Here is a 25,513-nt window from a genome sequence, read left to right on the forward strand (position 1 = left end):
AGCGCTCTCCAGAGAAGACCGGGAACTGGTATCTAGGCGCGCAATCCCGCAAGGCAACCCGCGGCGGCCAGGATCATGTCGAGATCCCGCTTGTCGGCGATGGCTGCATATTTCGCGCGCAGCATGCCGAGCGACCGGGCGTGATATTTCTGCGGCTTCTGGGTCCAGACCTTGTCGCCGAGCGCGACACTGAATTCGTCCTTGCCCTCGGCCAGCGCACGCTCGTTGGCGAGCGTCCACGGCCAGAACTGCCGGCCGACCTGTTTGGTCAGGATCGGCATCAGCGTCGGCGCCAGCGCGGTCCATGCTTCGAATTCACCCTCGGCCCGTGGCCACAACATGCGGTGAATCCAGCCGAGCACATGCGGCGCACCGCCGCCGATCAGGGCGCCGACGGTCGGATCGGTCCACATTTCATAGAACTGACCCCAAAGACCGAAATCGCCGTAGGCCGGCCGTGCGCCGAACAGATAAGGGCGCGTGGCGAGATGTGTGTCGAGCAGGCCGAGCATCTCCTGAAAGCCTGCCTCGATCTGCGGCGCGGTCACGGCGTTGGAGCCGACAAACCAGACCCGGTCCACCATGCGCGCCCGCACCTGAAGGGCGAACGCATCATGCTCCTGCTCGCTGGCCTTCGGCGCACGCATCCGCGCGATACGTCCGGCCGAGGAGATCTGGTCGACATCGCGGGCCCAGCGATAGTGGAACATCCACTTGTTGCCCCACTCGTCGCCGAACTCCTCGATCAGCGCGGAGATGAATTGCGTCACGGGCTCGGCGGGATGGATCGACGTTTCAGGGTAAAGCTTCTCGATTTGGTCGATGATCGGGGTGGAATCCTGGATGCCAGTACCGTCAGGCGTCACCACCAGCGGGATGATCGGCATTTTGGCGTATTTCTCAAATTCCGCCTGGCTAGCGGCATTACGCAAGATCCATTGGTGCGGGATGTCCTTGTAACGGAAATAGGAGCGGACCTTGACGGAGTAGGGCGACATCTCGGCGCCGATGATGCGATATCCGTCCGCCATGGGGTGTTCCTCCAATTATGCTTGTTGACGGCGCGACCGCCTGCGTTATCGGTAGATGATCAATATCAGGTGGAACGAACAAGGGCTAAATATGCAGCCACGCATGCATGATCGCGCGACAGCTTCGGCCAATCAGCCGGGATTGCTCGCGCCTGATACGACGGGGATGAATTTCTACCGGGCCGATCCGGCGCTGACTGATCTGCTGCGGCTCCATCTCCCCGACGCGCTGTTCCGCCATATCGAGCCGCATCTCGAGCGCCTCGGCGAGCTGGCCGGCGGCTATCTCGACGAATGTGCGCGGCTTGCCGACCGCCACACGCCGGTGCTGCACCAGCGCGACAAGTTCGGCCGCGATACGCAGTACATCGAATATCACCCGGCCTATCGCGAACTGGAAAAAGCCGCGTTCGGCGAATTCGGCATTCACGCGCTGTCGATCCGCAAGGGCATCATGGGCTGGCCGGACAAATATCCCGTCGTCGCCAAGCATGCCTTCACGTTCCTGTTCAATCAGACCGAGTTCGGCATGGGCTGCCCGATCAACGTCACCGACGGCTGCGCAAAACTGCTCAACAATTTCGGCAGCGAGGCGCTGAAGGCGAAATATCTCGACGGGCTGACCCAGACCGACATGAGCAAGCTGACCCAGGGCGGCCAGTTCATGACCGAGAAAGAAGGCGGCTCCGACGTCGGCACGCTGACGACGACGGCCATGCAGGAAGGCGATCACTGGCGGCTCCATGGCGAAAAATGGTTCTGCTCCAATGCCGACGCCAAAGTGGTGATGCTGCTGGCGCGGCCCGAGGGAGCGGGCCCCGGCACGCGCGGCGTCGGGCTGTTCCTGATGCCGCGGTATCTCGAGGACGGTTCGCAGAACCACTACCGGATCGTTCGCCTGAAGGACAAGCTCGGCACCCGCTCGATGGCCTCAGGCGAAATCAAGTTCGAAGGCGCTATCGCCTATGCCGTCGGCAAGCTCGACCGCGGTTTTGTGCAGATGGCCGAGATGGTCAATTCTTCGCGGCTTTCCAACGGCGTCAAATCCACCGCGCTGATGCGGCGCGCGCACCATGATGCGATGACGGTGGCGCGAAACCGCGTGGTGTTCGGCAGCCGCATCGTCGACCTGCCGCTGGCGCGGCGGCAATTGATGAAGATCATGCTGCCGACCGAGCAGGCGCTGTCGATGAGTTTTCTCACCGCGGACGCGCTTGATCGTGCGGAAGCCGGCAGCCAGGACGCCGCGGCGTTGCTGCGGATCTTGACGCCGACGCTGAAATTCCGCGCGACGCGCGATGCGCGCAAGGTCTGCGGCGACGCTTTGGAGATGCGCGGCGGCATCGGCTACATCGAGGAATTCGCCACAGCTCGGTTGCTGCGCGATGCCCATCTCGGCTCGATCTGGGAGGGCACCGGTAATATCGTCGCGATCGATGCGCTGACGCGCGCGGTCGGTCGTCACGGCGCCGATGCGGCGTTGGCGGCGGACCTGCACGCTCGCCTCGGCGACAGCGCCAATGTGCCGCAGGCCTGGCGCGATCGCCTGCGCGAACTGACTGATCGCGCGATCGGCTTCGCCCGCGAAGTGGCCAGCCGGAGCGACAATGAGGGCGATGCGCGGCGCGCCACCAGCCTGCTCTATCATGTCGCCAGCGCCGTTGCGCTGGCCTGGGAGGGCGGGCGCATCCACGAGATGCGCGGCGACGCCAGACGGCTCCTGCTGTCGCGCATGGTGATCGATCATCGCGTCGCGGCGGGTGATCCGTTCCGGCTCGCGGAAAATGCGACCCGGCGCGCCATCACCGATCATTTGCTCGGCGAGCGCAACGTTGGCATGGCCGAGGTTGGCGAATTGCTCGTCGCGGCGTAGGCTGCCGTTAGTTCAAGTCAAAAAAAGAACAGAAATCAAAGGGGGAATACCGATGAAGGCCGCCGTTCTGCATGAAGTCAACCAGCCGCTGGTGATCGAGGATGTCAGCGTGCCGAATCCCGGCCCGCGGGAAGTTCTGATCCGCACGCGCGTCGCCGGTCTCTGTCATTCCGATCTGCACTTCATGGAAGGACTGTATCCGCATCCGCTGCCGGCCGTGCTTGGGCATGAATCTGCGGGCGTGGTCGAAAAGGTCGGCTCCGACGTCAACTATGTGAAGCCGGGCGATCACGTCGTGACGTGTCTGTCGGTGTTCTGCGGTACCTGCGACAATTGCACCACCGGCCGCACAGTGCTGTGCACGGATACCACCGTGAAGATGCTGCCGGGTGCCTCCAATCGGCTGTCCTGGGCGCGCTCGGAGAAGCTCAATCAGTTCCTCAACCTCTCGTCCTTCGCCGAGCAGATGCTGGTGCACGAAAACGCCATCGTCAAAATTCGCAAGGACATGCCGCTGGAGCTGGCGGCGCTGATCGGCTGCGGCGTCATCACCGGCTATGGCGCTGTCGTAAACACCGCAAAAGTTCGGGCCGGCGAAACCGTCGCTGTGATCGGCTGCGGCGGCGTCGGCATGGCGGCGATCAACGGCGCGGCGATCGCCGGTGCCGGCCGGATCATCGCGATCGATACCAATCCGGTCAAATTGCAACTCGCCACCAAGCTTGGCGCCACCGACATTGTCGATCCCTCCAGGGGCGACGTGGTGCAGCAGGTGCGCGAGCTCACGGGTGGGGGCGTGCAACACTCCTTCGAAGTGCTGGGACGGAAAGAAACCGCGGAGCAGTCCTTTGCGATGCTAGCGGCGGGTGGCACCGCAACCATCGTCGGGATGATCCCGTTCGGCCAGAAGATCGAGCTGCACGGCTTCGATTTCCTCAGGGAACGCCGGATCCAGGGTTCGTCAATGGGCTCCAACCATTTCCGCGTCGATATGCCCCGCCTCGTCGAATTCTACATGCGCGGCAAGCTGCATCTGGAGGACTGGATCTCGGCCAAACTGAAACTCTCCGAGATCAACGAGGGCTTTGCCAACATGAAGGCCGGCAAGACGCTGCGCAGCGTCATCATGTTTGATAGCTGAGGCGCATATTATTCGTCATGCCCGGGCTTGACCCCGGGCATCCATGGGTTTTCGCAAGAAGCCTTTTCACATAGGGGGATGGATTGCCGGGTCAAGCCCGGCAATGACGGGTTGTTGCCTACCGCGAAACGTGCGCCGACACCGCGAACCACTTGCCGTTCTGCTTCGCCCAGCAGTCGGTATAGCGTCCATGCGCTTGCTGGCCGTCGGCGGTCGTATAGCTGGTGGCGGCGTGGATGATGGCGAAGTCGCCCAGCACGCGGATTTTCACATCGTGTGCGGTTAGATTCTTGATGGTTGCGGGTATAGCGGTCTGTTTCAGAAATGCCGTGCGGTCAACCAGCGACTTGTCGGGATTCGAGCAATAGAAATCGGCGGCAAGAATCTCGTCAAAACGCTTGACATCGGAGTTCTGCACGGAGGCGACATAATCGCGGTTCAGCGCGGTCAGCTCTTCGATATCCCTGCTCATGGTTTTCCCTTCCGTCCTCGCTTTCCCGCATTGTGTGGCGCGAGATGGCGAAGCAATCCGCTTTATTCCTGATGAGATTATGGATTGCTTCGCTTCGTACGCAATAACGTTGCAGGTAAGTTTTCGCCTCAATCATCAAACATCGGCGGCGGCTTGAAGCCGCCGAATTCGCGCTCGATCAACTCCGCCAGTTTCAGCGTCGTGCGATCCTCCAGCCATGGGCCGACGATCTGCACGCCGACCGGCAGGCCATCCGGCGAAAAGCCGGTCGGGATCGCGGTCGAGGGCAGGCCGGGCAAGGTGGCGATGCCGGGCCAGGAGAGCTGATCGGGATAGACGTAGTCCTTGCTGTCGATCCTGATGCGGCGCTTCTCCTGCTCATCTGAATGATCGTGCGGATAGGCCGGCGTCGGCATGATCGGGCAGATCACGGCGTCGTAGACCTTGAAGAGTTCGCGCCATTGCGCGCGCAGGCGCCCGCGCGCACCGTCATCCATCAACCAGTTGCGGTGGCTTTGCACCATGCCGCGCAGGCGCTCAGTACCGAGGCTCACGTCGCTCTCCGGCAGCGCGGCGAGGGCGGCCTGCGCGCCGGCAATGACTTCCGGCGGGAAGGAGGCGGCGAGGAACGACAACAGCATCCGCATGTAGAGCCGGGACGTTTCCGCAAAGTTCGGCAGCAACGCGCTGTTGCGATCGACCTTGACGCCGGTCTTTTCGAGACTGGAGGTGAGCTGATCGATCGTGCCGCGCACCACCTTGTCGGTCGGCATGACAGGATCGGTGTCGACCACCAGCACGCGAAAATCCTTCAGCGTGCCGTGGCGCGCCGGCGGCAGCGCGAGCTTGTAACCCTTGCCGGCCTCCAGCGGATCGGGGCCTGCGATGGTATCGAGCAGCAGCGAGAGATCGGCGGCGCTGCGCGCCATCGGACCGATCACGGCAAGGTCGCGGTCGAGCGGCAGCGGTTGGAACGGCGGCGGCGTGTGGCCGCGCCCGGGCACCAGGGCAAAGGTCGGCTTGTGCGCATAGACGCCGCAATGAAACGCCGGCACCCGCAGCGAGCCGCCGATGTCGGAGCCGAGCGACAGCGGCCCGTAACCGGCTGCGAGCGCGGCAGAGGATCCGCCGGACGAGCCACCCGGCGTGCGGCCGAGGTCGTAGGGATTGTTGGTGGTGCCGTAAATCTCGTTGTAACTCTGCCAGTCGCCGAGCCCGAGCGGGACGTTGGTCTTGCCGAGGATGACGCCGCCGGCGTCTTTGACGCGCGAGATCGACAGCGCATCCTCCGTCGGCGTGAAATCCTTCTGCGCAGGAATGCCCCAGGTCGTCGGCAGGCCTGCGATGTTGTAGGACTCTTTCACCGTCACGGGCAGGCCGAGCAGCGGCTTCTTCACCCCGCGCGCCAGTTCGGCGTCGGCGGCGCGGGCGGCTAAAAGGGCGCGCTCGAAATCGCGCACGCAAATCGCATTGATCTTCGCGTCGTGCCGTTCGATGCGGCCGATCGCGTCCTCTGCCAGTTCGATCGCCGAGACCTGCTTTGCCGCCAGCGCGGCCGACAATTCGACGGCGGTCTTGAAGCTCCATTGCGACTTGGCCAAGGCGTACTCCCGTTCTGTTATTGGATGCGGCGCCGATGATGCGCAGTTTGGGCGGACGCGGCAAGAGCAATGGCTGTACAGCGGCGTGCCCGCCACGTTGCCAGCCCTTGGCGAAGGCGGCGTTTGCGCGCTATTCTCCCGATCAACAAAAAATGAAAACATGTGGGAGGCTCCGATGAGATCGGCGTGGATTGCAGGCGCGGTAATAGCCGTCACAATGGGCGGCACGACGGTGACGGCCCGTGCCGCAGAAATCAGGTTGGCCGAGCAGTTCTCGATGGGCTACCTGCAGTTCAACGTCATGAAACGCGACAAACTGATCGAGAAGTTTGCGACGCAACGCGGCCTGAAGGACTTCAAGGTTTCGTGGCAACGCTTCAACGGTCCGGTGGCGATGAACGAAGCGCTGCTGTCGAATTCGACCGACATCGTCAGCGGTGGCGTGCCCGGCCTGATCACACTGTGGGACAAGACGCAGGGCACCTCGTTCGAGGTCAAAGGCATTTGCGCGTTGAGCTCGCAGCCGTTCCTGCTCAACACTGCCAATCCCGACATCAAGTCCATCAAGGATTTCAGCGAGCGCGATCGCATCGCGGTGCCCTCGATCAAGGTGTCGGTGCAGGCGGTGCTGCTGCAGATGGCGGCAGCCGCCGCCTATGGCGAGGAAAATTACGGCAAGCTCGATCCGCTTACGGTGTCGATGTCGCCGCCGGATGCGACCATTGCCTTACTGAGCGGCGCGGGTGGCGTCAGTTCAGCCTTCAGCGTGCCGCCGTTCCAGTTCCAGCAACTGGAACAGAACAACATCCGCACCGTGCTGTCGTCATTCGACGTGCTCGGGCCGCACACCTTTACGGTGGCGTGGACCTCGGCGCGATTCCGCAAGGACAATCCCGAACTCTACGGCGCATTCCTCGATGCGGTGAAGGAGGCGACCGCGATCATCGCCGCCGATCCGAAGGGGACCGCGCAAAGCTGGATCAACGATTCCGGCTCAAAGCTGCCGCTGGAGATGGTGACGAAGGTTGTGACCGGCCCTGGAGTCGAATGGACCATGACGCCCGCCGCCACGATGAAATTCGCCAAATTCATGCGCCGAGTCGGCACCATCAAGCACGAGCCGGCATCATGGAAGGACATGTTCTTCCCGGAGATCGGCGGCCTGAACGGAAGCTGAGCTGTGCAATGGTGCATCATCTCAATCCGTCATCCTGAGGAGCGCGTCTTCGCGCGTCTCGAAGGATGCACGGCCCGGCTGGTGGCCGTCCATCCTTCGAGGCTCGCTCCGCTCGCACCTCAGGATGACGGGGATAGGGCTAGACCAGCGGCTTCGATCCAGCCGCACCTTACTTCTACGCGGCTCCGATCAATATCCCAACCGCAAGCACGATGGCGCCGCCGAGCACGATCTGGAACACCGCCTGCAGGAATGGCGTGTCCATGTAGCGCGCGCGGATGAAGGCGATCGCCCATAGTTCGAAGAACACCACGACGCAGGCGATGGCGGTGGCGATCCAGAACGCGTTCGGCCAGCTATCCGGCACCAGATAGGGAAAGGTGTGGCCGAGGCCGCCGAGCGTCGTCATCAATCCGCAGGTGATGCCGCGCAGCCAGGGCGAGCCGCGCCCGGTCAGCGAGCCGTCGTCGGACAGTGCTTCGGCAAAGCCCATGCTGATGCCGGCGCCGATCGAGGCGGCAAGCCCCACCAGAAACGTCTGCCAGTTCTGATGCGTGGCAAAGGCGGCGGCGAACAATGGCGCCAGCGTCGAGACGGAGCCGTCCATCAGTCCGGCGAGTCCCGGCTGCACATATTGCAGCACGAACATGCGCCGGCGCGTCTTGTCTTCCTCGGCGCGCACGTCGGGGCTGAGGATTTCGTCGGTCAGCTTCACCGCGAGTTTTTCGTGGCCCTTTTCTTCCTCGGCGAGGTCGCCGAGCAAGCGGCGTACGCCGACATCCTCGGCCTGCTCTGCGGCCTTGATGTAGAATTGCTCGGCCTGGAGCTCCATCGTCTCGACCTCCTTGCGGATGGTGTCGAGCGACAGGTTCTTGGTCAGCCAGATCGGGCGCCTTCGCAAAAATCCCTTGACGTCCTCGCGACGGATCGGCGGCAGATGTGCGCCGAACCGCTGCTCGTACATTTCCAGCAGCCGATGGCGGTGGCCGCGTTCTTCCTCGGCCATCTCCTCGAACACCTTGGCCGAGTCCGGATAGCGTTCCGCGAGGTCTTCCGCGAACGTCATGTAGATGCGGCTGTCTTCCTCCTCGGAAGAGATCGCAACAGCCAGCACCTCGCGCTCGGTCAGATCGGCGAAATTCTTCACGGGACAGCGCCTTTTTGTAGTTTAGAATTATTCTAATATTGGCTGTCGCCGCCGTCAATTGCCGGGCGTGGCCTGGTTCGCCTTCGCCCCCGTCTACGCGCTTGCCTTTGCTCCTCGAAGGAATTGCACCAGCGACCAACTCACCTCGTTAGCCTGCTCCTGCTGCACCCAGTGGCCCGCGCCATCGACGAGATGGCTTCCGATCATGTTGGTGCAGGCCTTCTGCATGGCCTCGTACACGCCGGGGCGTTGATAGGTGCCCCAGTCCTGCTTGCCCGAGATGAAGGCGGAGGGCACGTCGATGGTGCGGCCCGACCACGTCTGCAGTTCCGGCACGAACGCGCCCGAGGTGCCGCAGCGATACCATTGCAGGCCGCCCTGGAAGCCGGTGCGGGCATATTCGGCGCTGTAGAAGGCAAGCTCGCTGTCGGGCAACCATTTGTTGGCGGCGATCTCGGCGGCCGATGGCATTTCCTCCGCGACAGTCGTGGCCATGTCCTTGGCGAGGTCCATGACGTAATAGGTCGGCAGTTTGGCGATTTCGTCCGCGGACCATGATTTGAGCGGGTAGGGGTCGTTGTCTTTCCAGTCCGCGCTCTTGTGATGATAGTAGGCGCGCAGGAAATCATGCACGCCTTGCGGCGCGTGGTGCATGTCGTCATTCGCCTCGCGCGTCGAATAGTACCATTGGTAATGCTTGCGCGGCCGCGGCAGCGCCGCCAACTCGCGATGGATGGGGTCATTGGCAGCCGGTTTGACCGGCTCGTCCACGGTGTCGAACGGCAGCGATGGCGGTCCGCCGAACGGGGCGCTCATCAATACGACCGATCGAAACACGTCCGGCCGGATCAGCGCGCACCAGGCGGCAACGGACGAGCCGAAATCATGCCCGATCACGGCATCGACAGAGCGGTGGCCAAACGCCGACACCAGTCCGAGCGCGTCGCGCACCAGATTGGGGAGCCGGAACGCGCCGAGACCGCCGTCGTAACTCGGATCCCATCCGGTGGTGCGGCCGTAGCCGCGCTGGTCCGGCGCGATCACGTGATAGCCGGCCGCTGCCAGAACCGGCATCACCTTGCGCCAAGAGTAAGCGAGTTCGGGAAAGCCGTGCAACAGCAGCACGCAGGGCCGGCCTTTGGTCTCGAAGCCGGCTTCGAGCACGTGCATGCGCAGGCCGTTGATATCTTCCACGTAGCGGGACCGGATGGTGGAGGGGAGCGGGATGTCGGGAAGGGTGGTCATGATATTTGCCTCGTCATGGCCGGGCTTGTCCCGGCCATCCACGTCTTTTTGTGAAACGAGACTGTAAAGACGTGGATGCCCGGGACAAGCCCGGGCATGACGAAACATTTGCGGCATTTCGTAGGGTTGGCAAAGCGGCTTGTCCGCCGTAGCTCGAAGAGCGAAGGCGGAAGCGTGCCCACCAACACGAGCAGGGTGCTGATGGTGGGCACGGCGCTTCGCGCCTTTGCCCACCCTGCAATTCCCTACGCCTTCACCGCTTTCGGCCAGTACTTGTCCCGCAGATGCCGCTTCACCAGTTTGCCGGTCGGCGTGCGCGGCAATTCGGCTTCGAAGTCGATGCTCTTCGGGCATTTGATCGGCGACAGATGTTTGCGGCAGAACACGATCAGTTCGGCCTCGAGCTCCTTTCCGGCCTTGGACATGTCGTGCGGCTGCACCACGGCCTTGACCTCCTCGCCCATCTCCTCGTTCGGCACGCCGAACACGGCAACGTCGGAGACGGCAGGATGGGTGATCAGGACGTCCTCGGTCTCCTGCGGGTAGATGTTCACGCCGCCGGAGATGATCATGTAGCTCTTGCGGTCGGTGAGATAGAGAAAGCCTTCCGCGTCGAGATAGCCGACGTCGCCGAGCGTCGACCAGCCTTTTTCATTGTAGGCCTTCTTCGTCTTCTCGGGATCGTTGTGATAGGTGAAAACAGGTGCATCGGCGAAATAGACCGTGCCGATCTCGCCCACGGGACGCTCCTCGTCGTTCTCGTCCAATATCTTCACCTTGCCGACCACGGCGCGGCCGACGGTGCCACGGTGGGTGAGCCATTGCTGCGAGGTCGAAACCGTGACGCCGTTGCCTTCGGAGCCGGCGTAATATTCGATCAGGATCGGTCCCCACCAATCGATCATTTTTGCCTTCACGTCGACCGGGCAGGGCGCGGCGGCGTGGATCGCGCCTTTCAGCGTTGAGACGTTGTAGCGCGTCCGCACCTCGTCCGGCAGCTTCAGCATGCGCACGAACATGGTCGGCACCAGTTGCGACTGCGTGGCCTTGTATTTCTCGACGAGTTTTAAAAATTCCTCGGCGTCGAAATGCTCCATGATGATGGAGGTGCCGCCGAGCGTGATCGCCATCATGTTGAAGCGCAAGGGAGCCGCGTGATAGAGCGGCGCCGGCGACAGATAGATGCTGTCGGACGACATGCCGCACATGTCGGCGCAGAGAATTTTCAGCAGCGGGTTCGGCACGTCGATCGCCTTGCCCTCGAATTCCTTCTTGATGCCTTTCGGACGCCCGGTGGTGCCGGAGGAATAGAGCATGTCGTAGCCCGCTACTTCATCCGATATCGGCATGGCCGGCTGCTCGGCGGCCTCCTTGTCGAAGGAGCGGAAGCCCGGCTCGGGCTCGTCCATCATGTAGAGCAGCGGTCCGCCGATCTGGCCGACAAGGCCCCTGACCTGTTCGGCGCATTTCGGCGTGGTGATGAAGACTTTTGCGCCGCAGTCTTTCACGATGTAGGCGATCTCGTCCTGCGTCAGATAGCGGCTGATCGCGGTGTAATAGAGGCCCGCGCGCTGCGCCGCCCAGCAGATTTCCATGAAGGCGAGGCGGTTTTCCATCAACAGCGCGATGTGGTCGCCGGCCTTCAGCCCGAGCGAACGAAACAGATGCGCGCCCTGGTTCGAGAGCTCGTCGAGTTCGCGATAGGTGATTGCCTTGCCGGTCGCCGCCATCTGATAGGCGATCTTGTTCGGGTAGGTGCGCGCGTGGATGGAGGGGTGGGTCATGGGTGTTCCTCAGAACGCGAATGGCGAGTAGCGAATGGCGAATAGGGAAGAAGGGCAGGCGGTCGCCCTTCACCTACTCACCATTCGCTATTCGCCATTCGCTATTCCTACAGCCGCTCGACGATCGTCACATTCGCCATGCCGCCGCCTTCGCACATGGTCTGCAGGCCGTAACGCTTGTTGTTCTGCTTGAGCGCATTGACCAGCGTGGTCATCAGCTTGGTGCCGGAGCCGCCGAGCGGATGGCCGAGCGCAATCGCGCCGCCGTTGACGTTCAGCCGTGCCGGATCGGCGCCGGTGGTCTGCAGCCACGCGACAGGCACGGCCGCGAAGGCCTCGTTGACCTCGAAGAGGTCGATGTCGTTGATCGACATGCCGGCCTTCTCCAGCGCCCGTTTGGTGGCGTGGAGGGGCGCATCCAGCATGATCACGGGATCGCCGCCCATCATGGTCATGTGATGGATGCGCGCCAGCGGCTTGACGCCGAGCGACTTGAGGCCGCGTTCATTGACCACCATCACGCCGGAAGCTCCGTCGCAGATCTGGCTGGCGCTGGCGGCGGTGTGCTTGCCGTTCTCCGCGATCAGCTTGACGCCCTTGATGCCGTCGAGGCTGGCGTCGAAGCGGATGCCCTCGTCGATATGGTGGGTGTCGGTCGAATTGTCGGCGCGGGTGATCTGCAGCGAAACGATCTCGTCCTTGAACTTGCCGGCCTGGGTCGCCGCGATCGCGCGTTGGTGGCTGTTGTAGGAATATTCGTCGAGCTGGTCCTTGGACAGCCCGTACTTCTCCGCCATCATTTCCGCGCCGGTGAACTGGCTGAACACGATGTTCGGATATTTCTGCTCGAGGCCCGGGCTCTTGTAATGGCCGAACCCGTTCTTGGCGGGGAGCTGCGAAGCAAGGCCCATCGGCACGCGCGTCATCGATTCCACGCCGGCGGCGATCACGATGTCCATCGAGCCGGCCATCACGGCCTGCGCGGCGAAATGCAGCGCCTGCTGCGACGAGCCGCACTGCCGGTCGACCGAGGTCGCGGGTACGCTCTCGGGCAGCTTGGAGGCCATCACCGCGTTGCGGGCGATGTTGTTGGACTGCTCGCCGGCCTGCATCACGCAGCCCATGATCACGTCCTCGATCTGCGCGGGATCGACCTTGGTGCGATCGACCAGCGAATTCAGCACGGAAGCGGCGAGATCGGCCGGATGCCAGCTTGCGAGACGTCCCCCCTTGCGGCCGCCTGCGGTACGTGCGGCGGCAACGATATAGGCCTCGGCCATGTCTGTTCTCCCTTAGGATTGTTGTTGGTGGGTGTTGGAAAGTTGGGCCGGATTTAAGGGGCGCTGTAGGATTTAGTCAATCAATCAATTAACTCTTGAGTGCAGGCGCGGCATGCGCTTATGTGCGGCCCGGATTTCCGGACCAGGCAGTGATGGCATCGCAGTTGAATACCAGCGTACCGACCAGGCCTCCGGGCGGTAAAAACAGCACCGCCGAGAAGCTGCTTGTCGCGGCGAGCGAACTGATGATCGAGCGCGCCTCGATCGAAGTGTCGCTGTCCGACATCGCGCAAAAGTCGGGCGTCAACGCTGCGCTGGTGAAATACCATTTCGGCAACAAGGACGGGCTGTTGCTGGCGTTGCTGGCGCGCGACGCCGCGACCGAGATGTCGCAGCTAGAATATCTGATCAGCCAGCCGATCTCGCCGACCGCGAAACTCAAGCTGCATATCGGCGGCATCATCCGCGCCTATTACCAGTTCCCCTATATGAACCGGCTGATCCATTACTTGCTGCATGAAAGCAGCACGGAAGCGGCCGACGAGGTGTCGAAGTTTTTCGTGGCGCCGCTTTTGGAGTTCCAGCGGCGGTTGCTCGCGGAGGGCATCAAGGCGGGCGAGTTCCGCAACATCGATCCCGTGATGTTCTACACCAGCCTGGTCGGCGCCTGCGATCACCTGTTCTTTGGCCGCCACGCAATGTCGCGCGCGACAGGGGTCGGTCCCGTCACCGATGAAGTCTGCCGTCAGTACATCAAGCACATGGAAGCGCTGATCTGCGGCGGAATGTTGAATGGGCGAATAGCGAATAGGGAGTAGCGAATGGATCGCAGCTAATCCATTCGCTACTCCCTATTCGCCATTCGCCATCTTAGAGAAGAAACGCACAAGGAAGGAAAGGTTGTTACCATGCAGTTGCAAGACGTAGCCGTTCTCATTACCGGCGGTGGCTCCGGCCTCGGCGCCGCGACCGCCCGCGCCATGGCCGCCAAGGGCGCGAAAATCGGCGTCATCGACCAGAACAAGGAAAACGCCGAAAAGGTCGCCGCGGAAGTAAAGGGCGTCGCCCTTCACGCCGACGTGACCGACGAAGAAGCGATCAAGGCGGCGATTGCGAAAGCCGAAGCCGCCCACGGCATCGCGCGCGTGCTGATGAACTGCGCCGGCATCGGCGGCTCGCAGCGCACCGTCGGCAAGGACGGTGTCTATCCGCTGGCGAAGTTTGTCCGCATCATCAATGTCAATCTGATCGGCACTTTCAACGTGCTGCGTCTGTTCGCAGAAAGGCTCGCCACCGCGCCGCCGATCGGCGAGGAGCGCGGCGTTGCCATCAACACCGCCTCGGTCGCGGCCTATGAAGGCCAGATCGGCCAGATCGCCTATTCGGCATCGAAGGGCGGCGTCGTCGGCCTCACGCTGCCGGCCGCGCGCGACCTCGCCAGCCTCAAGATCCGCGTCAACACCATCGCGCCGGGCCTGTTCCTGACGCCGCTGCTGATGGGCCTCAACGAAGAGGCCCGCAAGAGCCTCGGTGCGCAGGTACCGCATCCGGCCCGCCTCGGCGATGCCTCCGAGTACGGCAACCTCGCGGTTCACATCGTCGAGAACCCGATGCTCAACGGCGAGACCATCCGTCTCGACGGCGCCATCCGCATGGCGCCGCGGTAGGGCACAGCAATAGCCATCGTCGTCCCCGCGAAAGCGGGGACCCATACTCCGCGGCGGTTCTTGTTGCAGAAGGTCTCTGCCATCATGCCCCATCGATACGACACGGCGTATGGGTCCCGGCTCGAGGCCGGGACGACGATGGATGGGAGATCCGCATGTCCCAATCGCTACTGATCGAACATCATGAAGGCGTCGATTGGGTCACGCTCAATCGCCCGGACAGTCTCAACGCGCTCGATCCCAGCCTGATCGATGCGCTCAACGCCTATTTCGAGGGCCTGCAGCGCAACCGTTCGACTCGCGTCGTGGTGCTTAAGGGCGCCGGCAGCGCGTTCTGCGCTGGCCTCGATCTCAAACACGCGATGAAGCGCCGGGCCGGGCAGCAGGAACCACCCGGCGTGACGGAGTCGCTGGACTCGCAGCGCCGCATTGCCGACATCGTGATGCTGATGCGGCGCTGTCCGCAGCCGATCATCGCGCTGGTTCAGGGCGCGGCGGCGGGCGGCGGCTTTGCGCTGGCACTCGCCGCCGATATCCGCATCGCCACAAAATCCGCGCGGATGAACTGCGCCTTCATCAAGCTTGGCCTCGGCGGCTGCGACATCGGCACGTCCTATTTTCTGCCGCGGCTGGTCGGCGTGTCGGTCGCCTCTGAATTGATCCTGACTGGTCGCTTCATCGGCGCCGAGCGTGCGCTGGCCGTCGGGCTCGTTTCTGAAGTGGTCGAGGAAGGTGGGCTGGACGCTGCGGTCGAGCCTTACGTCGATGCGATGATGACGGCTTCGCCGGTGGGCTTAAGGCTGTCCAAGGAATGCCTCAACATGAGCGTCGATGCGGGGTCTATCGAAGCCGTGATCGCGATGGAAGACCGCAATCAGGTGCTGTGCAGCCGATCGGAAGAATTCAACGAAGGCATCAGGGCCTTTCTCGAAAAGCGAAAGCCTGTCTATATCAAGCGATGACGACAAGATCCGCAAAGGATCGTATTCCGGGAGACGCAATATGAGTGGGAGTGCTGCCGCCGTGTTGACCAAGCCGGCCTTTCGCAAGATCGAATGGCTGGCGCGCGACATCGCGGTCGAGCGTCGTCCGGATGGCGTCATCATCCTGAAGTCGCGCATTCCGCTGCAGCCTTACGAGAAGCATATTCCGGCGTCGCTCGCGAAATGGGCGAAGCAGGCGCCCGAGCGCATCTGGCTGGCGCAACGCGGCGGCGCCGATCGGCAATGGCGCAAAGTCTCCTACGGCGAAGCCAAGCGCATTGTCGACGGGCTGACACAGGGCCTATTCAATCTCGGCCTCGCGGAAGGCCGCCCCGTCGCGATCCTGTCCGGCAATTCGATCGAGCATGCGCTGATGACGCAGGCCGCGATGCAGGCGCGCTTGCCGGCCGCACCGGTGTCGCCGGCCTATTCGCTGATGAGCCAGGATCACCTCAAGCTCAAATACCTCTTTGACCTGATCAAGCCTGCCGTCGTGATGGTGCAGGACGGGCCGACCTTCGAGAAGGCGTTGAAGGCACTTGATTTGACCGGCGTCACCGTCGTCCATGTTTTGCGGCCCTGCGACGGCATCAAGAACGTGTCCTTTGCCGATCTTGCGGCCACGCCGGTGACAAAAGCGGTCGAGGACTCGATTGCGAAGATCACGCCCGATACCGTCGGCAAGCTGCTGTTCACGTCGGGCTCGACCGGCATGCCCAAGGCCGTCATCAACACGCAGGAGATGATGTGCGCCAATGCGACGATGATGATGCAGGTGCGCCCGCGCGAACCGAACGGGCCGATTTCGACCGTGCTCGATTGGATGCCGTGGAATCACACCATGGGCGGCAACGCCGCGTTCAATCCGATCCTGGTCGATGGCGGCACGCTCTATATCGACGACGGCAGGCCGATGCCCGGCCAGCTCGAAGAGACCATCAAGAATCTCCGTGAGGTGTCTCCAACCTATTACGCCAACGTGCCCGCCGGTTATGCGGCGCTGGCCGCCGCCATGGAGAAGGACGATGCGCTGTGCCGCAGCTTCTTCAAAAACCTGAGTATCATGGCCTATGGCGGCGCGCGGCTGCCGGACGATCTCTATGACCGCATGCAGGCGCTGGCGGTGAAGACCACCGGCGAGCGTATCGTGTTCTACACGGGCTGGGGCTCGACCGAGACCGCGCCGACCTCGACCGGCACCTATTGGGACACCGAGCGCGTCGGCCTGATCGGCCTGCCGTTCCCCGGCGTCGAACTGAAACTGGTGCCGTGCGGATCGAAATACGAGCTGCGGCTGCGCGGCATCAACGTCACGCCGGGCTATTTCGGCCAGCCCGACCTGACCAGCAAGATGTTTGACGAGGAAGGTTTTTATTGCATCGGCGATGCCGGCGTGTTTGTCGATGACAAGGATCCCTTGCAGGGCATCATCTTCGCCGGCCGCGTGGTCGAGGATTTCAAGCTCACGACCGGCACTTTCGTCCAGGTCGGCTCGCTGCGCACGGATGCGATCGCCGCCGCCACGCCCGCGGTGCACGACGCGCTGGTCGCCGGGCAAGATCGGAAATTCATTGGGCTGCTCGCCTGGCCCAATCTGCACGCCTGCCGGCAGATAACAGGCAATCCCGATGCAACGTTTGAAGACGTGGTCAAGCATCCCGAGGTGATCGCCTGCCTGAAGCGCGGGCTGGAAGCGCACAACGCGTCCACCACCGGCAGCAGCATGCGGATCGCGCGGGCCATGCTGATGGCCGAGCCGCCCTCGATCGACGGCAACGAACTCACCGACAAGGGCTACATCAACCAGCGCGCCGGCCTCGAGCGCCGCGCCGCGCTGGTGGAGAAGCTTTACGCCGATAAGCCCGGCGAAGACGTGATTGTGCTGCAATGAAAACAACGCTCCCTCCACCCGTCATTCCGGGATGGTCCGAAGGACCAGACCTCAGGGGTGCAATTGCACCCCCGGGGGAATCTCGAGATTCCGGGTTCGATGCTGCGCATCGCCCCGGAATGACGGCGAACAAACACGACGAACGCAACTGAGGTAGACCGCCATGAATTTCGATTTCTCCGACGAACAAAAGCAGATGCGCGACGAGGCGAGGAAGTTTCTCGCCGAAAAATGCCCGCCGAAGGCCGTGCGCGAGGTGCTCGACGGCAAGGCGCCGTATGACAAGGCGTTGTGGCAGGGGCTTGCCGGGATGGGTTTTCTCGGCGTCGCGATCCCCGAAGCGTTCGGCGGCGCGGGCGCGGGCCATCTCGAACTCTGCGTGATTGCGGAGGAAATGGGTCGCGCGAATGCGCCGGTGCCATTCTCCTCCACCGTCTACCTCGCCGCCGAGGCGCTGCTGCTGGCCGGCTCGGACGCACAGAAGCAGAAATGGCTGCCGAAGATCGCGAGCGGCGAGGCGATCGGCACGCTGGCGCTGTTCGAAGGCAAGGGCAATCCGTCGCCAAGGGCGATCAAGCTGCAGGCCTCTGGCGGTACACTTAACGGCGTGAAGAAGCCGGTGCCAGATGGCGCGATTGCCGATTTCGCCGTGGTCGCCGCGCGTACCGGTTCCACGGGACGCGATTCCGACATCTCGCTGTTCCTAGTCGATCTGAAGGCCGGCGGCGTCGAAGCCAAGTCGCTGACCAATGTCGATCCGACCCGTGGCCAGGCCGAACTCACTTTCAAGAACGCCAAGGCCGAGCCGCTCGGCGCCGCCGGTGACGGCTGGAGCATCCTCACTCAAGTGCTCGACCGCGCGGCCGTCTTGCTCGCTTTCGAACAGGTCGGCGGCTCCGACCGCGCGCTCGAAATGGGCCGCGACTATGCACTCGACCGTATCGCCTTCGGCCGGCCGATCGGCTCGTTCCAGGCGGTCAAGCACATCCTCGCCGACATGTATGTCTCGGCGACGCTGGCGCGCTCGAATTGCTATTACGGAGCCTGGGCGCTCTCGACCAACGCATCGGAACTGCCGGAAGCCGCAGCGGCCGCACGCATCAGCGCGACGCAGGCGTTCCAGCACTGCTCGAAGAACAACATCCAGGTCCACGGCGGCATGGGTTTTACGTGGGAGTTCGACTGCCACATGTACTACCGCCGCGCCAACACCACCGCGCTGACGCTCGGCAGCCTGTCGTATTGGGAAGATCAGCTGATCGACCGCATGCGCAAGAAGAACGCGGCGTAAGTTTATGAACGTCATTCCGGGGCGATGCGAAGCATCGAACCCGGAATCTCGAGATGAGTCAGTAACCTCTAGATTCCGGGTTCGCGCTTCGCGCGCCCCGGAATGACAGAAAGAGAAGTCCGATGAACTTCGACGACACCCCGCAGGAAGCCGCGTTCCGCGCTGAGGCCAAGGCGTGGATCTCCGCCAACGCGCCGAAGCAATATGAGGAAGAACTTCGAAAGTCCTCGCTCGGCCGCACCGTGCTCAAGGGCGCCAACATTCTCGAGGTCGCAAAAGCCTGGCAGAAGAAGAAGGCCGATGCCGGCTGGGCCTGCCTGCATTGGCCCAAGGAGTATGGTGGCCGCGGCTCGTCGCCGATCGAGCGCGTGATCTGGCAGCAGGAGGAGGGCCCGTTCGGCAAGCTCTCCGGCATGTTCATCATCGGCCACGGCATGTGCGGGCCGACCATGATGGCGTTCGCCGGCGAGGAGCAGAAGCGTAAGTATCTGCCGCCGCTGGCGTCGGGCGAGAAGGTCTGGTGTCAATTGTTCTCCGAACCCGCCGGCGGCTCCGATGTCGCGGGCTTGCGCACCCGCGCCGAGAAGAAGGGTGACGACTGGATCATCAACGGCCAGAAGATCTGGACCTCGGGCGCGCATTATTCGGATTACGGCATTCTGCTCACGCGTACTGATCCTAACGTCGCCAAGCACAAGGGTCTCACCATGTTCTTCCTGGACATGAAGAGCCCGGGCGTCGAGGTGCAGCCGATCAAGCAGGCCAGCGGACAATCCGACTTCAACGAGGTCTACTTTACCGATGTGAAGATTCCGGATTCGCAGCGGCTGGGCGCCGTCAACGATGGCTGGAACGTGTCGCTGACCACGCTGATGAACGAGCGCATGTCGATCGGCGCCGGCGTTTCGACCGGCTTCCCGGAATTGTTCGACTTCTGCAACAGCCTGATGCTGGAAGACGGACCTGCGATCGAGGATCGCAGCGTTCGCTCAAGGCTTGCGAACTATGCGGTGAAGGCCAGTGGCCTCCGATACACCAGCATGCGTGCGATCTCGGCGCTGTCGAAAGGCGAGCGTCCCGGTCCGGAAAATTCGATCGGCAAACTGGTCGCGGGTTCGATGGTCCAGGAAGTCGCGATGTACGCGCTGGACCTGCAGGGCGCCGCCGGCGTGCTGAGCGGGCCTGAGGATGCCGAGGTCGCCGGAAAATTCCAGGCGATGCTGTTGCGTGCCCCGGGCACCCGTGTCGAAGGCGGCACCGACGAGATCATGCGCAACATCATCGCCGAACGCGTGCTTGGCCTGCCCGGCGACATCAGGGTCGACAAGGACGTGCCGTTCAACAAGATCCCGACCAAGGGTCGGGCGTAGTTTTCGTCATTCCGGGGCGCGCGTCAGCGCGAACCCGGAATCCAGCAGTTGTGGAACGAGATTCCGGGTTCGTGCGCGTTCCGCGCACGCCCCGGAATGACAAGGAAAAAGGAAGCCGCCATGAACTTCGACGATACCCCGCAGGAAGCCGAATTTCGCGCCACCGCCCGCAAATGGGTCGCGGCCAACGCGCCGAAGCAATATGAGGCGGAGCTGTCAAAGTCTTCGCTCGGCCGCATCCGGCTGGAGAAGGAAGAAATCGTCGATGTCGGCAAGGCCTGGCAGAAGAAGAAGGCCGAAGGCGGCTGGGCCTGCCTGCACTGGCCGAAGGAATATGGTGGCCGCGGCGCGACCCCGATCGAGAAGGTGATCTGGCAGCAGGAAGAGGGCGTCTACGGCAAGCTGACGCAGCCGTTCCAGATCGGCGAGGGCATGTGCGGCCCAACCGTGATGGCGTTCGGCAGCGAGGAGCACAAGCGGCACTATCTGCCGAAGCTTGCTTCCGGCGAGCATATCTGGTGCCAGTTGTTTTCCGAGCCGGCTGGCGGCTCCGACGTTGCGGGCTTGCGCACGCGCGCGGAAAAGCAGGGCGACAACTGGATCGTCAACGGCCAGAAGATCTGGACCTCGGGCGCGCACTACTCTGATTACGGCCTTCTGATCACGCGAACCGATCCCAATGTGCCCAAGCACAAGGGCCTGACGATGTTCTTCCTCGACATGAAGAGCAAGGGCGTCGAGGTGCGGCCGATCAAGCAAGCCAACGGCATGCAGGAGTTCAACGAGGTCTATTTCACCGATGTGGTGATCCCCGATCACCAGCGTCTCGGCGCGGTCGGCGACGGCTGGAACGTCTCGCTGACCACGCTGATGAACGAGCGGATGTCGATCGGCTCGCGGCTCGCGACGGGCTTTCCGGAAATGTTCGAGTTCTGCTCGAACCTGATGACCGATGACGGGCTCGCGATCGACGATCCCGCGACGCGCTCAAAACTTGCGAGCTGGGCGGTGAAGGCGAGCGGGCTGAAATACACCAGCTACCGCGCGATCTCCTCGCTCTCCAAGGGCGAGCGTCCGGGCCCGGAGAATTCGATCGGCAAGCTGGTCTCGGGCACGATGCTGCAGGATATCGCGACCTACGCGATGGATCTGGAAGGAGCGGCTGGCGTGCTGACAGGCGCGGATGAGGAAGCGGCACGCGGCCAGTTCCAGCAGATGCTGTTGTCGTCACCCTCGATGCGTATTGCCGGCGGTACGGATGAAATCCTGCGCAACATCATCGCCGAGCGTGTCCTTGGTTTGCCGGGTGACATCCGCGTCGACAAGGACGTGCCGTTCAACAAGATCCCGACCAAGGGACGCTGATCATGGACGCAAAGGCGCCGAAGGCACACTATGCGACCGATGATCGCGTCGGCGTGCTCGAAGAGCTCTTGAACGAGCGCTACTCCGTGCGCGCGTTCTTGCCGCAGGAGGTGCCGCGCGAGACCATCGAGCACATCCTCACGGTGGCGCAGCGCACGGCGTCCTGGTGCAACAGCCAGCCCTGGCAGGTGTTGATCGCGAGCGGCGAGGCCAAGGAGGGGTTCCGCAAGGCGATCTATGCCGAGGCCGCGTCCGGCGCCAGGGATGATCACGATTTCACGCCGCCGCGCGAATATCTCGGCGTCTATCTCGATCGCCGCCGCGAGAGCGGTTTTCAGCTCTACAACACGCTCGGCATCGTCAGAGGCGACAAGATGGCGTATGCGAAACAGGCGCTGGAGAACTACAATTTCTTCGGCGCGCCGCATGTCGCGATCATTCACACCGATGAGCCGCTCGGCATCTACGGCGCGGTCGATTGCGGCGCCTATGTCTCCAACTTCATGCTGGCCGCCCAGGCGCTCGACCTCGGCACCATTCCGCAGGCCGCGCTGGCGCGGCATTCCGGGCTGATCCGCCGCCACTTCAAGCTGGCCGACGACCGCCGTGTGGTTTGCGGTATCTCGTTCGGCTATGCCGACCATTCGCACAAGGTGAACAGCTACCGCACCTCGCGGGCGAGCGTGGCCGATACCGTCACTTATATCGATTGAACCGGGAACAAAAACGCCCCAATTAGACCGGGCAGCCGCGGGCTTGACCCGGGCATCCATCGGCTTCAAAGCAGGCTGCCATCTTTTCGATGGATTGCAGGGTCATCCCGATCAGGTTGGGGACAGGCGCCCGGCAATGACGGGATGGAAAACGGAAGGCCGCCAATGAAACTTGGACCCGCAAAGCACTTCATCGCGCTGCTGCTGGCAGCCCCGTTGCTCACCGGCTGCCTCGAACGCGGCCAGCCGACCATGGTCGACACCAGCGCCGACGACGACGCATTCTGCCGCGCCAACAATGTCGCCGTCGGTTCGAACGATTATGTCAACTGCCGCAAGAACCGCGACGTCCAGCGCGGCAATGCCAACGCCCGCACCGACCGGGCCCAACGCAATCTCGCCGAGCAGATGCTGAACAATCCGGTCAGGCCGTGATCAGGAGGCTCTGATGAACGAAGACGTCTTCAATGCCAGCCTGCGCAGATTCCTCAAGAAGGTCGGCATCACCTCGCAGCGCGAGATCGAGAAAGCCGTGCGCGAAGCGATCGAGTCTGGCAAGCTCAAGGGCAATGAAAAGCTGCCGGCGAAGATGGTGCTGACCATCGGCGGCGTCACGCTCTCGCACGAAATCGCCGACGAGATTGAGTTGGGTTAGGTCCGGGGGAGAACCCCGAATAGCCGGCGCTTGCCCGAGAACACGGCTACCACATTCCTTGACAACTGGATCAGATGGCGCCCGTGGGTTTGTCGGGCGCGCGGAGCGCACGCCGACCGGGGCCAGAGCGCACGGATTCCGCTTGTCACGCGACCTTGGAGATTAAATACTGAGTGGGAGAATGATATCTCTGCAGGAGACGTGGTCGCCACGGATTGACTGACGAAGAATTCGAATTTGAACATAATCGAATTTTCTCTTGCTCAGCGGGCAGGCTATGAGCTCGGAGATCGCCGCAAATAGTCGACCGCTGGAGCGGCCGCTTTTGGCAGGGCCGCCATGGGCCATTTCAGTCTCCGTCGCGATCGTTTTCTTCTTCGCCGCGCGTCTTAGCCTGGCGCTGCTCGACAAGTCGGATGGCATCGCGCTGTTCTGGCCGGCTGCGGGCGTCGCCACGGGATTCCTGGTGGCGTTCGGTCCGGCCGTACGGTTGCCGGTCGTCACCGGCGTGGTCGCCGCCACTCTCGCAGCCAATTTGATGGGCGATCGCAATCTTGCCAGCTCGACATTTTTTGCCGTGGCCAATTCGTGCGGCCCCCTTATTGTCGGGGGGCTGATCCAGCGATCCAGCGGCGCGCCATTCGAGCTCAATGAGCTGCGTCGTGTTGTTGAATTGTTCGGCGCCACGATAGTTGCAGCCTTGGTCGGCGGCATCGTGGGCACGCTGGGATTTGTGCTCTTTCATTCCTCAACCTCATCCGCCATCACGATTTGGCGCCACTGGGTCACTACCGAGACGCTGGGTACCATTACGGTCGCGCCGCTTGTGATCGGGCTCGCCTCGTTCCTGCGCAACCCTTCGCCACGGCGCGAAATTGCAGAGGGGGCTTTCGCACTCTCGGTCGTGGCCACGGTTTGTTTGCTCCTGGTCTTTCTGCCCAATGAGTCGTGGACACTCGAACTTGCGATTGCCTCGCTCTGTCCGCTGTTCGTGTGGACGGCCGCCCGTGTTCGCCCGGCCTTTACGGCAGCCGCAACGTTCATGTGCGCCATCACGATTGTCTGGACGACGATATTTGGCGTTGGTCTTTTCGGCGACACGCGCTTGCCACTCGAAGAACGCATCCTGTCTGCTCAGGCGACCATTCTGGCCACGTCGTTCGGCGCGCTGGTTCTGGCGGCTCTGTTCAGCGAGCGGCGGTTGCATGAACGCGCGATCCTCGAAAAAGAGCTGCGGCTGGAAGAAGCGCTTCGCGCCGGCGGCGTGATCACCTTCGATTGGAATCTCCAGACCGGTTCGATCGAGCTGAGCCCGAATGCGGCGAAAATCCTCGGCCTTGGTCCGCGGCAATCTCTCAGCAGCGCGGAATGGATGAGATGCATTCATCGCAATGATCGTCCGTCCGTCGCAGCTCGCCTGAGTACGGCTCGTTTCGATGACCTCTCACATTCGATGACGTTCCGCTTCTTGCGGCCGGACGGGCGCGGCGAAGTGTGGCTGGAGCAGGTTGCCATTACTCATGTGGACTCTGCCGGGAAGCCGGTACGCATCAATGGCCTGACGACCGACATCACGGAGCGCAGGCGGTTTGAGGAGGAGATTTCCCGCGCCTGGAAATCGGCAGCATTGGCAGATCGGGCAAAATCCAGTTTCCTGTCGGCCGCCAGCCATGACTTGCGACAGCCATTGCAAACGCTGAGGTTCCTGCAAGGGGCACTCGGGCTGCACCTCACGGATGGCGAGGGGCGCGACCTCGTCGGCGGAATGGCGCGATCCCTCGACACCATGTCCGGTATTCTGTCGAGCCTGCTTGACGTGAATCGTCTCGAGGCGGGAAATCTGCGTCCGTCGAGGGGCGACTTCGCGATCTCCGAGATATTTGAATCTCTGGCGGCCGATTTCTCCGATTCCATTACAGACAAGGGGCTACGGTGGCGCGCGGTGCGTTCCGGACTCGTGGTCCGCAGCGACAAGCGAATGCTCGAAACGATGATACGCAATTTGCTTTCGAACGCGCTGCGATACACCGATCGGGGAAGGATTTTGCTGGGATGCCGGCGGGTGGGTGACAAGGTTCGGATCGAGGTCTGGGACAGCGGCATCGGCATCACGCAAGATCAGCTTCCTCATATATTTGAGGAGTACTATCAGGGCTCGCCCGAAGCCGCGCGCGGGGGCTTGGGATTGGGCCTGGCGATCGTCAGACGTTTCGGAGAGATGCTGGACCATGCGATCGGTGCGCGTTCCACTCCGGGCAAAGGCACCGTGATTTCGATTGAGGTCCCTCGTGGAGATGCCAACGGTGATGCGCCTGAGCGAGCGCAGACGCCGCGATATCAGAGGGGCGACTTCCGTGGCACCATACTTGTCGTGGAGGACGAGGCGAGCGTGCGCGCGTCGATCAGCCGTCTGCTCAAAGCGAAAGGCATAGAGGCGATCGTGGTCGCAACGGCAGACGACGCGCTGACGCGCGTCCGCCGGCAGGAAATCCGGCCTGACATGCTGTTATGCGACTACAATCTTCGCGGGTCGACAAACGGGGTTACGACAGTCAGTGACTTGCGGGCGGCTCTTGACCGGAACATCCCGGCCATTGTCATGACCGGGGACGTCCGCTCGGAGATCGTGGACTCGATTGCTGGACAGGGCATTTCTGTGCTGACCAAGCCGTTCTCTGCGGACGAGTTGCTGCAGCACGTTACATGGCTTTGTCAGGGATCGATTTCCGGCAATCCAGCCGGCGCGGCCCGATCTTGATCGCGCCCGCAAAACAAAAACGCGGCAGGTTGCCCCGCCGCGTTTGGTCGACCCGCCGTCGCCAGAATT

General features: G+C 62.6%; 21 protein-coding genes. 14 read left to right on the forward strand and 7 right to left on the reverse strand.

Going from position 1 to position 25,513, the window contains the following annotated elements:
• Nucleotides 1-32: 32 nt before the first annotated feature.
• A complete protein-coding gene (locus V1283_RS41465; protein WP_334392347.1) occupies nucleotides 33-1,031 on the reverse strand; it encodes a glutathione S-transferase family protein in 999 nt (332 codons plus the stop codon).
• Between the two features lie 103 nt (nucleotides 1,032-1,134).
• Here V1283_RS41465 and V1283_RS41470 point away from each other — a divergent pair, with 103 nt between their 5' ends.
• Both V1283_RS41470 and V1283_RS41475 read left to right on the forward strand, forming a co-directional pair.
• Entirely contained in the window at nucleotides 1,135-2,904 is a 1,770-nt protein-coding gene (locus tag V1283_RS41470; protein ID WP_442895824.1) for an acyl-CoA dehydrogenase family protein, read from the forward strand.
• A gap of 52 nt (nucleotides 2,905-2,956) precedes the next feature.
• Complete coding sequence (locus V1283_RS41475; RefSeq protein ID WP_334392349.1) at nucleotides 2,957-4,045, forward strand: Zn-dependent alcohol dehydrogenase; 1,089 nt, start codon at nucleotides 2,957-2,959, stop codon at nucleotides 4,043-4,045.
• A 118-nt stretch (nucleotides 4,046-4,163) separates the two neighbouring features.
• Here the strand turns inward: V1283_RS41475 and V1283_RS41480 are convergent, their stop codons facing one another.
• Entirely contained in the window at nucleotides 4,164-4,517 is a 354-nt protein-coding gene (locus V1283_RS41480; RefSeq protein WP_334392350.1) for a nuclear transport factor 2 family protein, read from the reverse strand.
• Between the two features lie 128 nt (nucleotides 4,518-4,645).
• On the reverse strand, nucleotides 4,646-6,118 hold the full coding sequence (locus V1283_RS41485; protein ID WP_334392351.1) for an amidase: 1,473 nt from the start codon (nucleotides 6,116-6,118) through the stop codon (nucleotides 4,646-4,648).
• Between the two features lie 175 nt (nucleotides 6,119-6,293).
• Here V1283_RS41485 and V1283_RS41490 point away from each other — a divergent pair, with 175 nt between their 5' ends.
• A complete protein-coding gene (locus V1283_RS41490) occupies nucleotides 6,294-7,295 on the forward strand; it encodes an ABC transporter substrate-binding protein (RefSeq protein WP_334392352.1) in 1,002 nt (333 codons plus the stop codon).
• A 175-nt stretch (nucleotides 7,296-7,470) separates the two neighbouring features.
• Here V1283_RS41490 and mbfA read toward each other — a convergent pair whose 3' ends face one another.
• From mbfA to V1283_RS41510, 4 genes are all read right to left on the reverse strand, one after another.
• Nucleotides 7,471-8,442 (reverse strand): iron exporter MbfA, encoded by a 972-nt coding sequence (gene mbfA, locus V1283_RS41495; RefSeq protein ID WP_334392353.1) that lies wholly within the window; start codon nucleotides 8,440-8,442, stop codon nucleotides 7,471-7,473.
• 93 nt (nucleotides 8,443-8,535) lie between these two features.
• Nucleotides 8,536-9,687 carry an alpha/beta fold hydrolase gene (locus V1283_RS41500; protein WP_334392354.1) on the reverse strand — a complete coding sequence of 384 codons (1,152 nt, stop codon included), beginning with the start codon at nucleotides 9,685-9,687 and terminating at the stop codon, nucleotides 8,536-8,538.
• A 245-nt stretch (nucleotides 9,688-9,932) separates the two neighbouring features.
• Nucleotides 9,933-11,471: an acyl-CoA synthetase gene (locus tag V1283_RS41505; protein WP_334392355.1), complete on the reverse strand. Its 1,539-nt coding sequence runs from the start codon at nucleotides 11,469-11,471 to the stop codon at nucleotides 9,933-9,935.
• A 107-nt stretch (nucleotides 11,472-11,578) separates the two neighbouring features.
• Entirely contained in the window at nucleotides 11,579-12,751 is a 1,173-nt protein-coding gene (locus V1283_RS41510; protein WP_334392357.1) for an acetyl-CoA C-acetyltransferase, read from the reverse strand.
• Between the two features lie 152 nt (nucleotides 12,752-12,903).
• Between V1283_RS41510 and V1283_RS41515 the strand changes: the two genes are divergently transcribed.
• The 11 genes from V1283_RS41515 (at nucleotide 12,904) to V1283_RS41565 (ending at nucleotide 25,444) form a co-directional block, all read left to right on the forward strand.
• Complete coding sequence (locus V1283_RS41515) at nucleotides 12,904-13,569, forward strand: TetR family transcriptional regulator (protein WP_334392358.1); 666 nt, start codon at nucleotides 12,904-12,906, stop codon at nucleotides 13,567-13,569.
• Between the two features lie 90 nt (nucleotides 13,570-13,659).
• Nucleotides 13,660-14,418, forward strand: coding sequence for an SDR family NAD(P)-dependent oxidoreductase (locus V1283_RS41520; protein WP_212442804.1), 759 nt, complete (start codon nucleotides 13,660-13,662; stop codon nucleotides 14,416-14,418).
• 155 nt (nucleotides 14,419-14,573) lie between these two features.
• Nucleotides 14,574-15,380, forward strand: a complete 807-nt coding sequence (locus V1283_RS41525; RefSeq protein ID WP_334392360.1) for an enoyl-CoA hydratase/isomerase family protein — start codon at nucleotides 14,574-14,576, stop codon at nucleotides 15,378-15,380.
• A 40-nt stretch (nucleotides 15,381-15,420) separates the two neighbouring features.
• Nucleotides 15,421-17,292, forward strand: a complete 1,872-nt coding sequence (locus V1283_RS41530; protein WP_334392361.1) for an AMP-binding protein — start codon at nucleotides 15,421-15,423, stop codon at nucleotides 17,290-17,292.
• A 163-nt stretch (nucleotides 17,293-17,455) separates the two neighbouring features.
• A complete protein-coding gene (locus V1283_RS41535) occupies nucleotides 17,456-18,583 on the forward strand; it encodes an acyl-CoA dehydrogenase family protein (protein WP_334392362.1) in 1,128 nt (375 codons plus the stop codon).
• Nucleotides 18,584-18,705: 122 nt separating this feature from the next.
• A complete protein-coding gene (locus tag V1283_RS41540) occupies nucleotides 18,706-19,953 on the forward strand; it encodes an acyl-CoA dehydrogenase (RefSeq protein ID WP_334392363.1) in 1,248 nt (415 codons plus the stop codon).
• Nucleotides 19,954-20,073: 120 nt separating this feature from the next.
• Nucleotides 20,074-21,318: an acyl-CoA dehydrogenase gene (locus V1283_RS41545; RefSeq protein WP_334392364.1), complete on the forward strand. Its 1,245-nt coding sequence runs from the start codon at nucleotides 20,074-20,076 to the stop codon at nucleotides 21,316-21,318.
• Nucleotides 21,319-21,320: 2 nt separating this feature from the next.
• Nucleotides 21,321-22,031 carry a nitroreductase gene (locus tag V1283_RS41550; protein WP_334392365.1) on the forward strand — a complete coding sequence of 237 codons (711 nt, stop codon included), beginning with the start codon at nucleotides 21,321-21,323 and terminating at the stop codon, nucleotides 22,029-22,031.
• Nucleotides 22,032-22,196: 165 nt separating this feature from the next.
• Complete coding sequence (locus V1283_RS41555) at nucleotides 22,197-22,466, forward strand: hypothetical protein (protein WP_442895825.1); 270 nt, start codon at nucleotides 22,197-22,199, stop codon at nucleotides 22,464-22,466.
• A gap of 13 nt (nucleotides 22,467-22,479) precedes the next feature.
• Nucleotides 22,480-22,686 carry a DUF6494 family protein gene (locus V1283_RS41560; RefSeq protein WP_334392366.1) on the forward strand — a complete coding sequence of 69 codons (207 nt, stop codon included), beginning with the start codon at nucleotides 22,480-22,482 and terminating at the stop codon, nucleotides 22,684-22,686.
• Between the two features lie 277 nt (nucleotides 22,687-22,963).
• Nucleotides 22,964-25,444, forward strand: a complete 2,481-nt coding sequence (locus V1283_RS41565; protein ID WP_334392367.1) for an ATP-binding protein — start codon at nucleotides 22,964-22,966, stop codon at nucleotides 25,442-25,444.
• Nucleotides 25,445-25,513 lie beyond the last annotated feature (69 nt).

The organism is Bradyrhizobium sp. AZCC 2262 (genome assembly GCF_036924535.1).
Classification (GTDB): Bacteria; Pseudomonadota; Alphaproteobacteria; order Rhizobiales; family Xanthobacteraceae; genus Bradyrhizobium.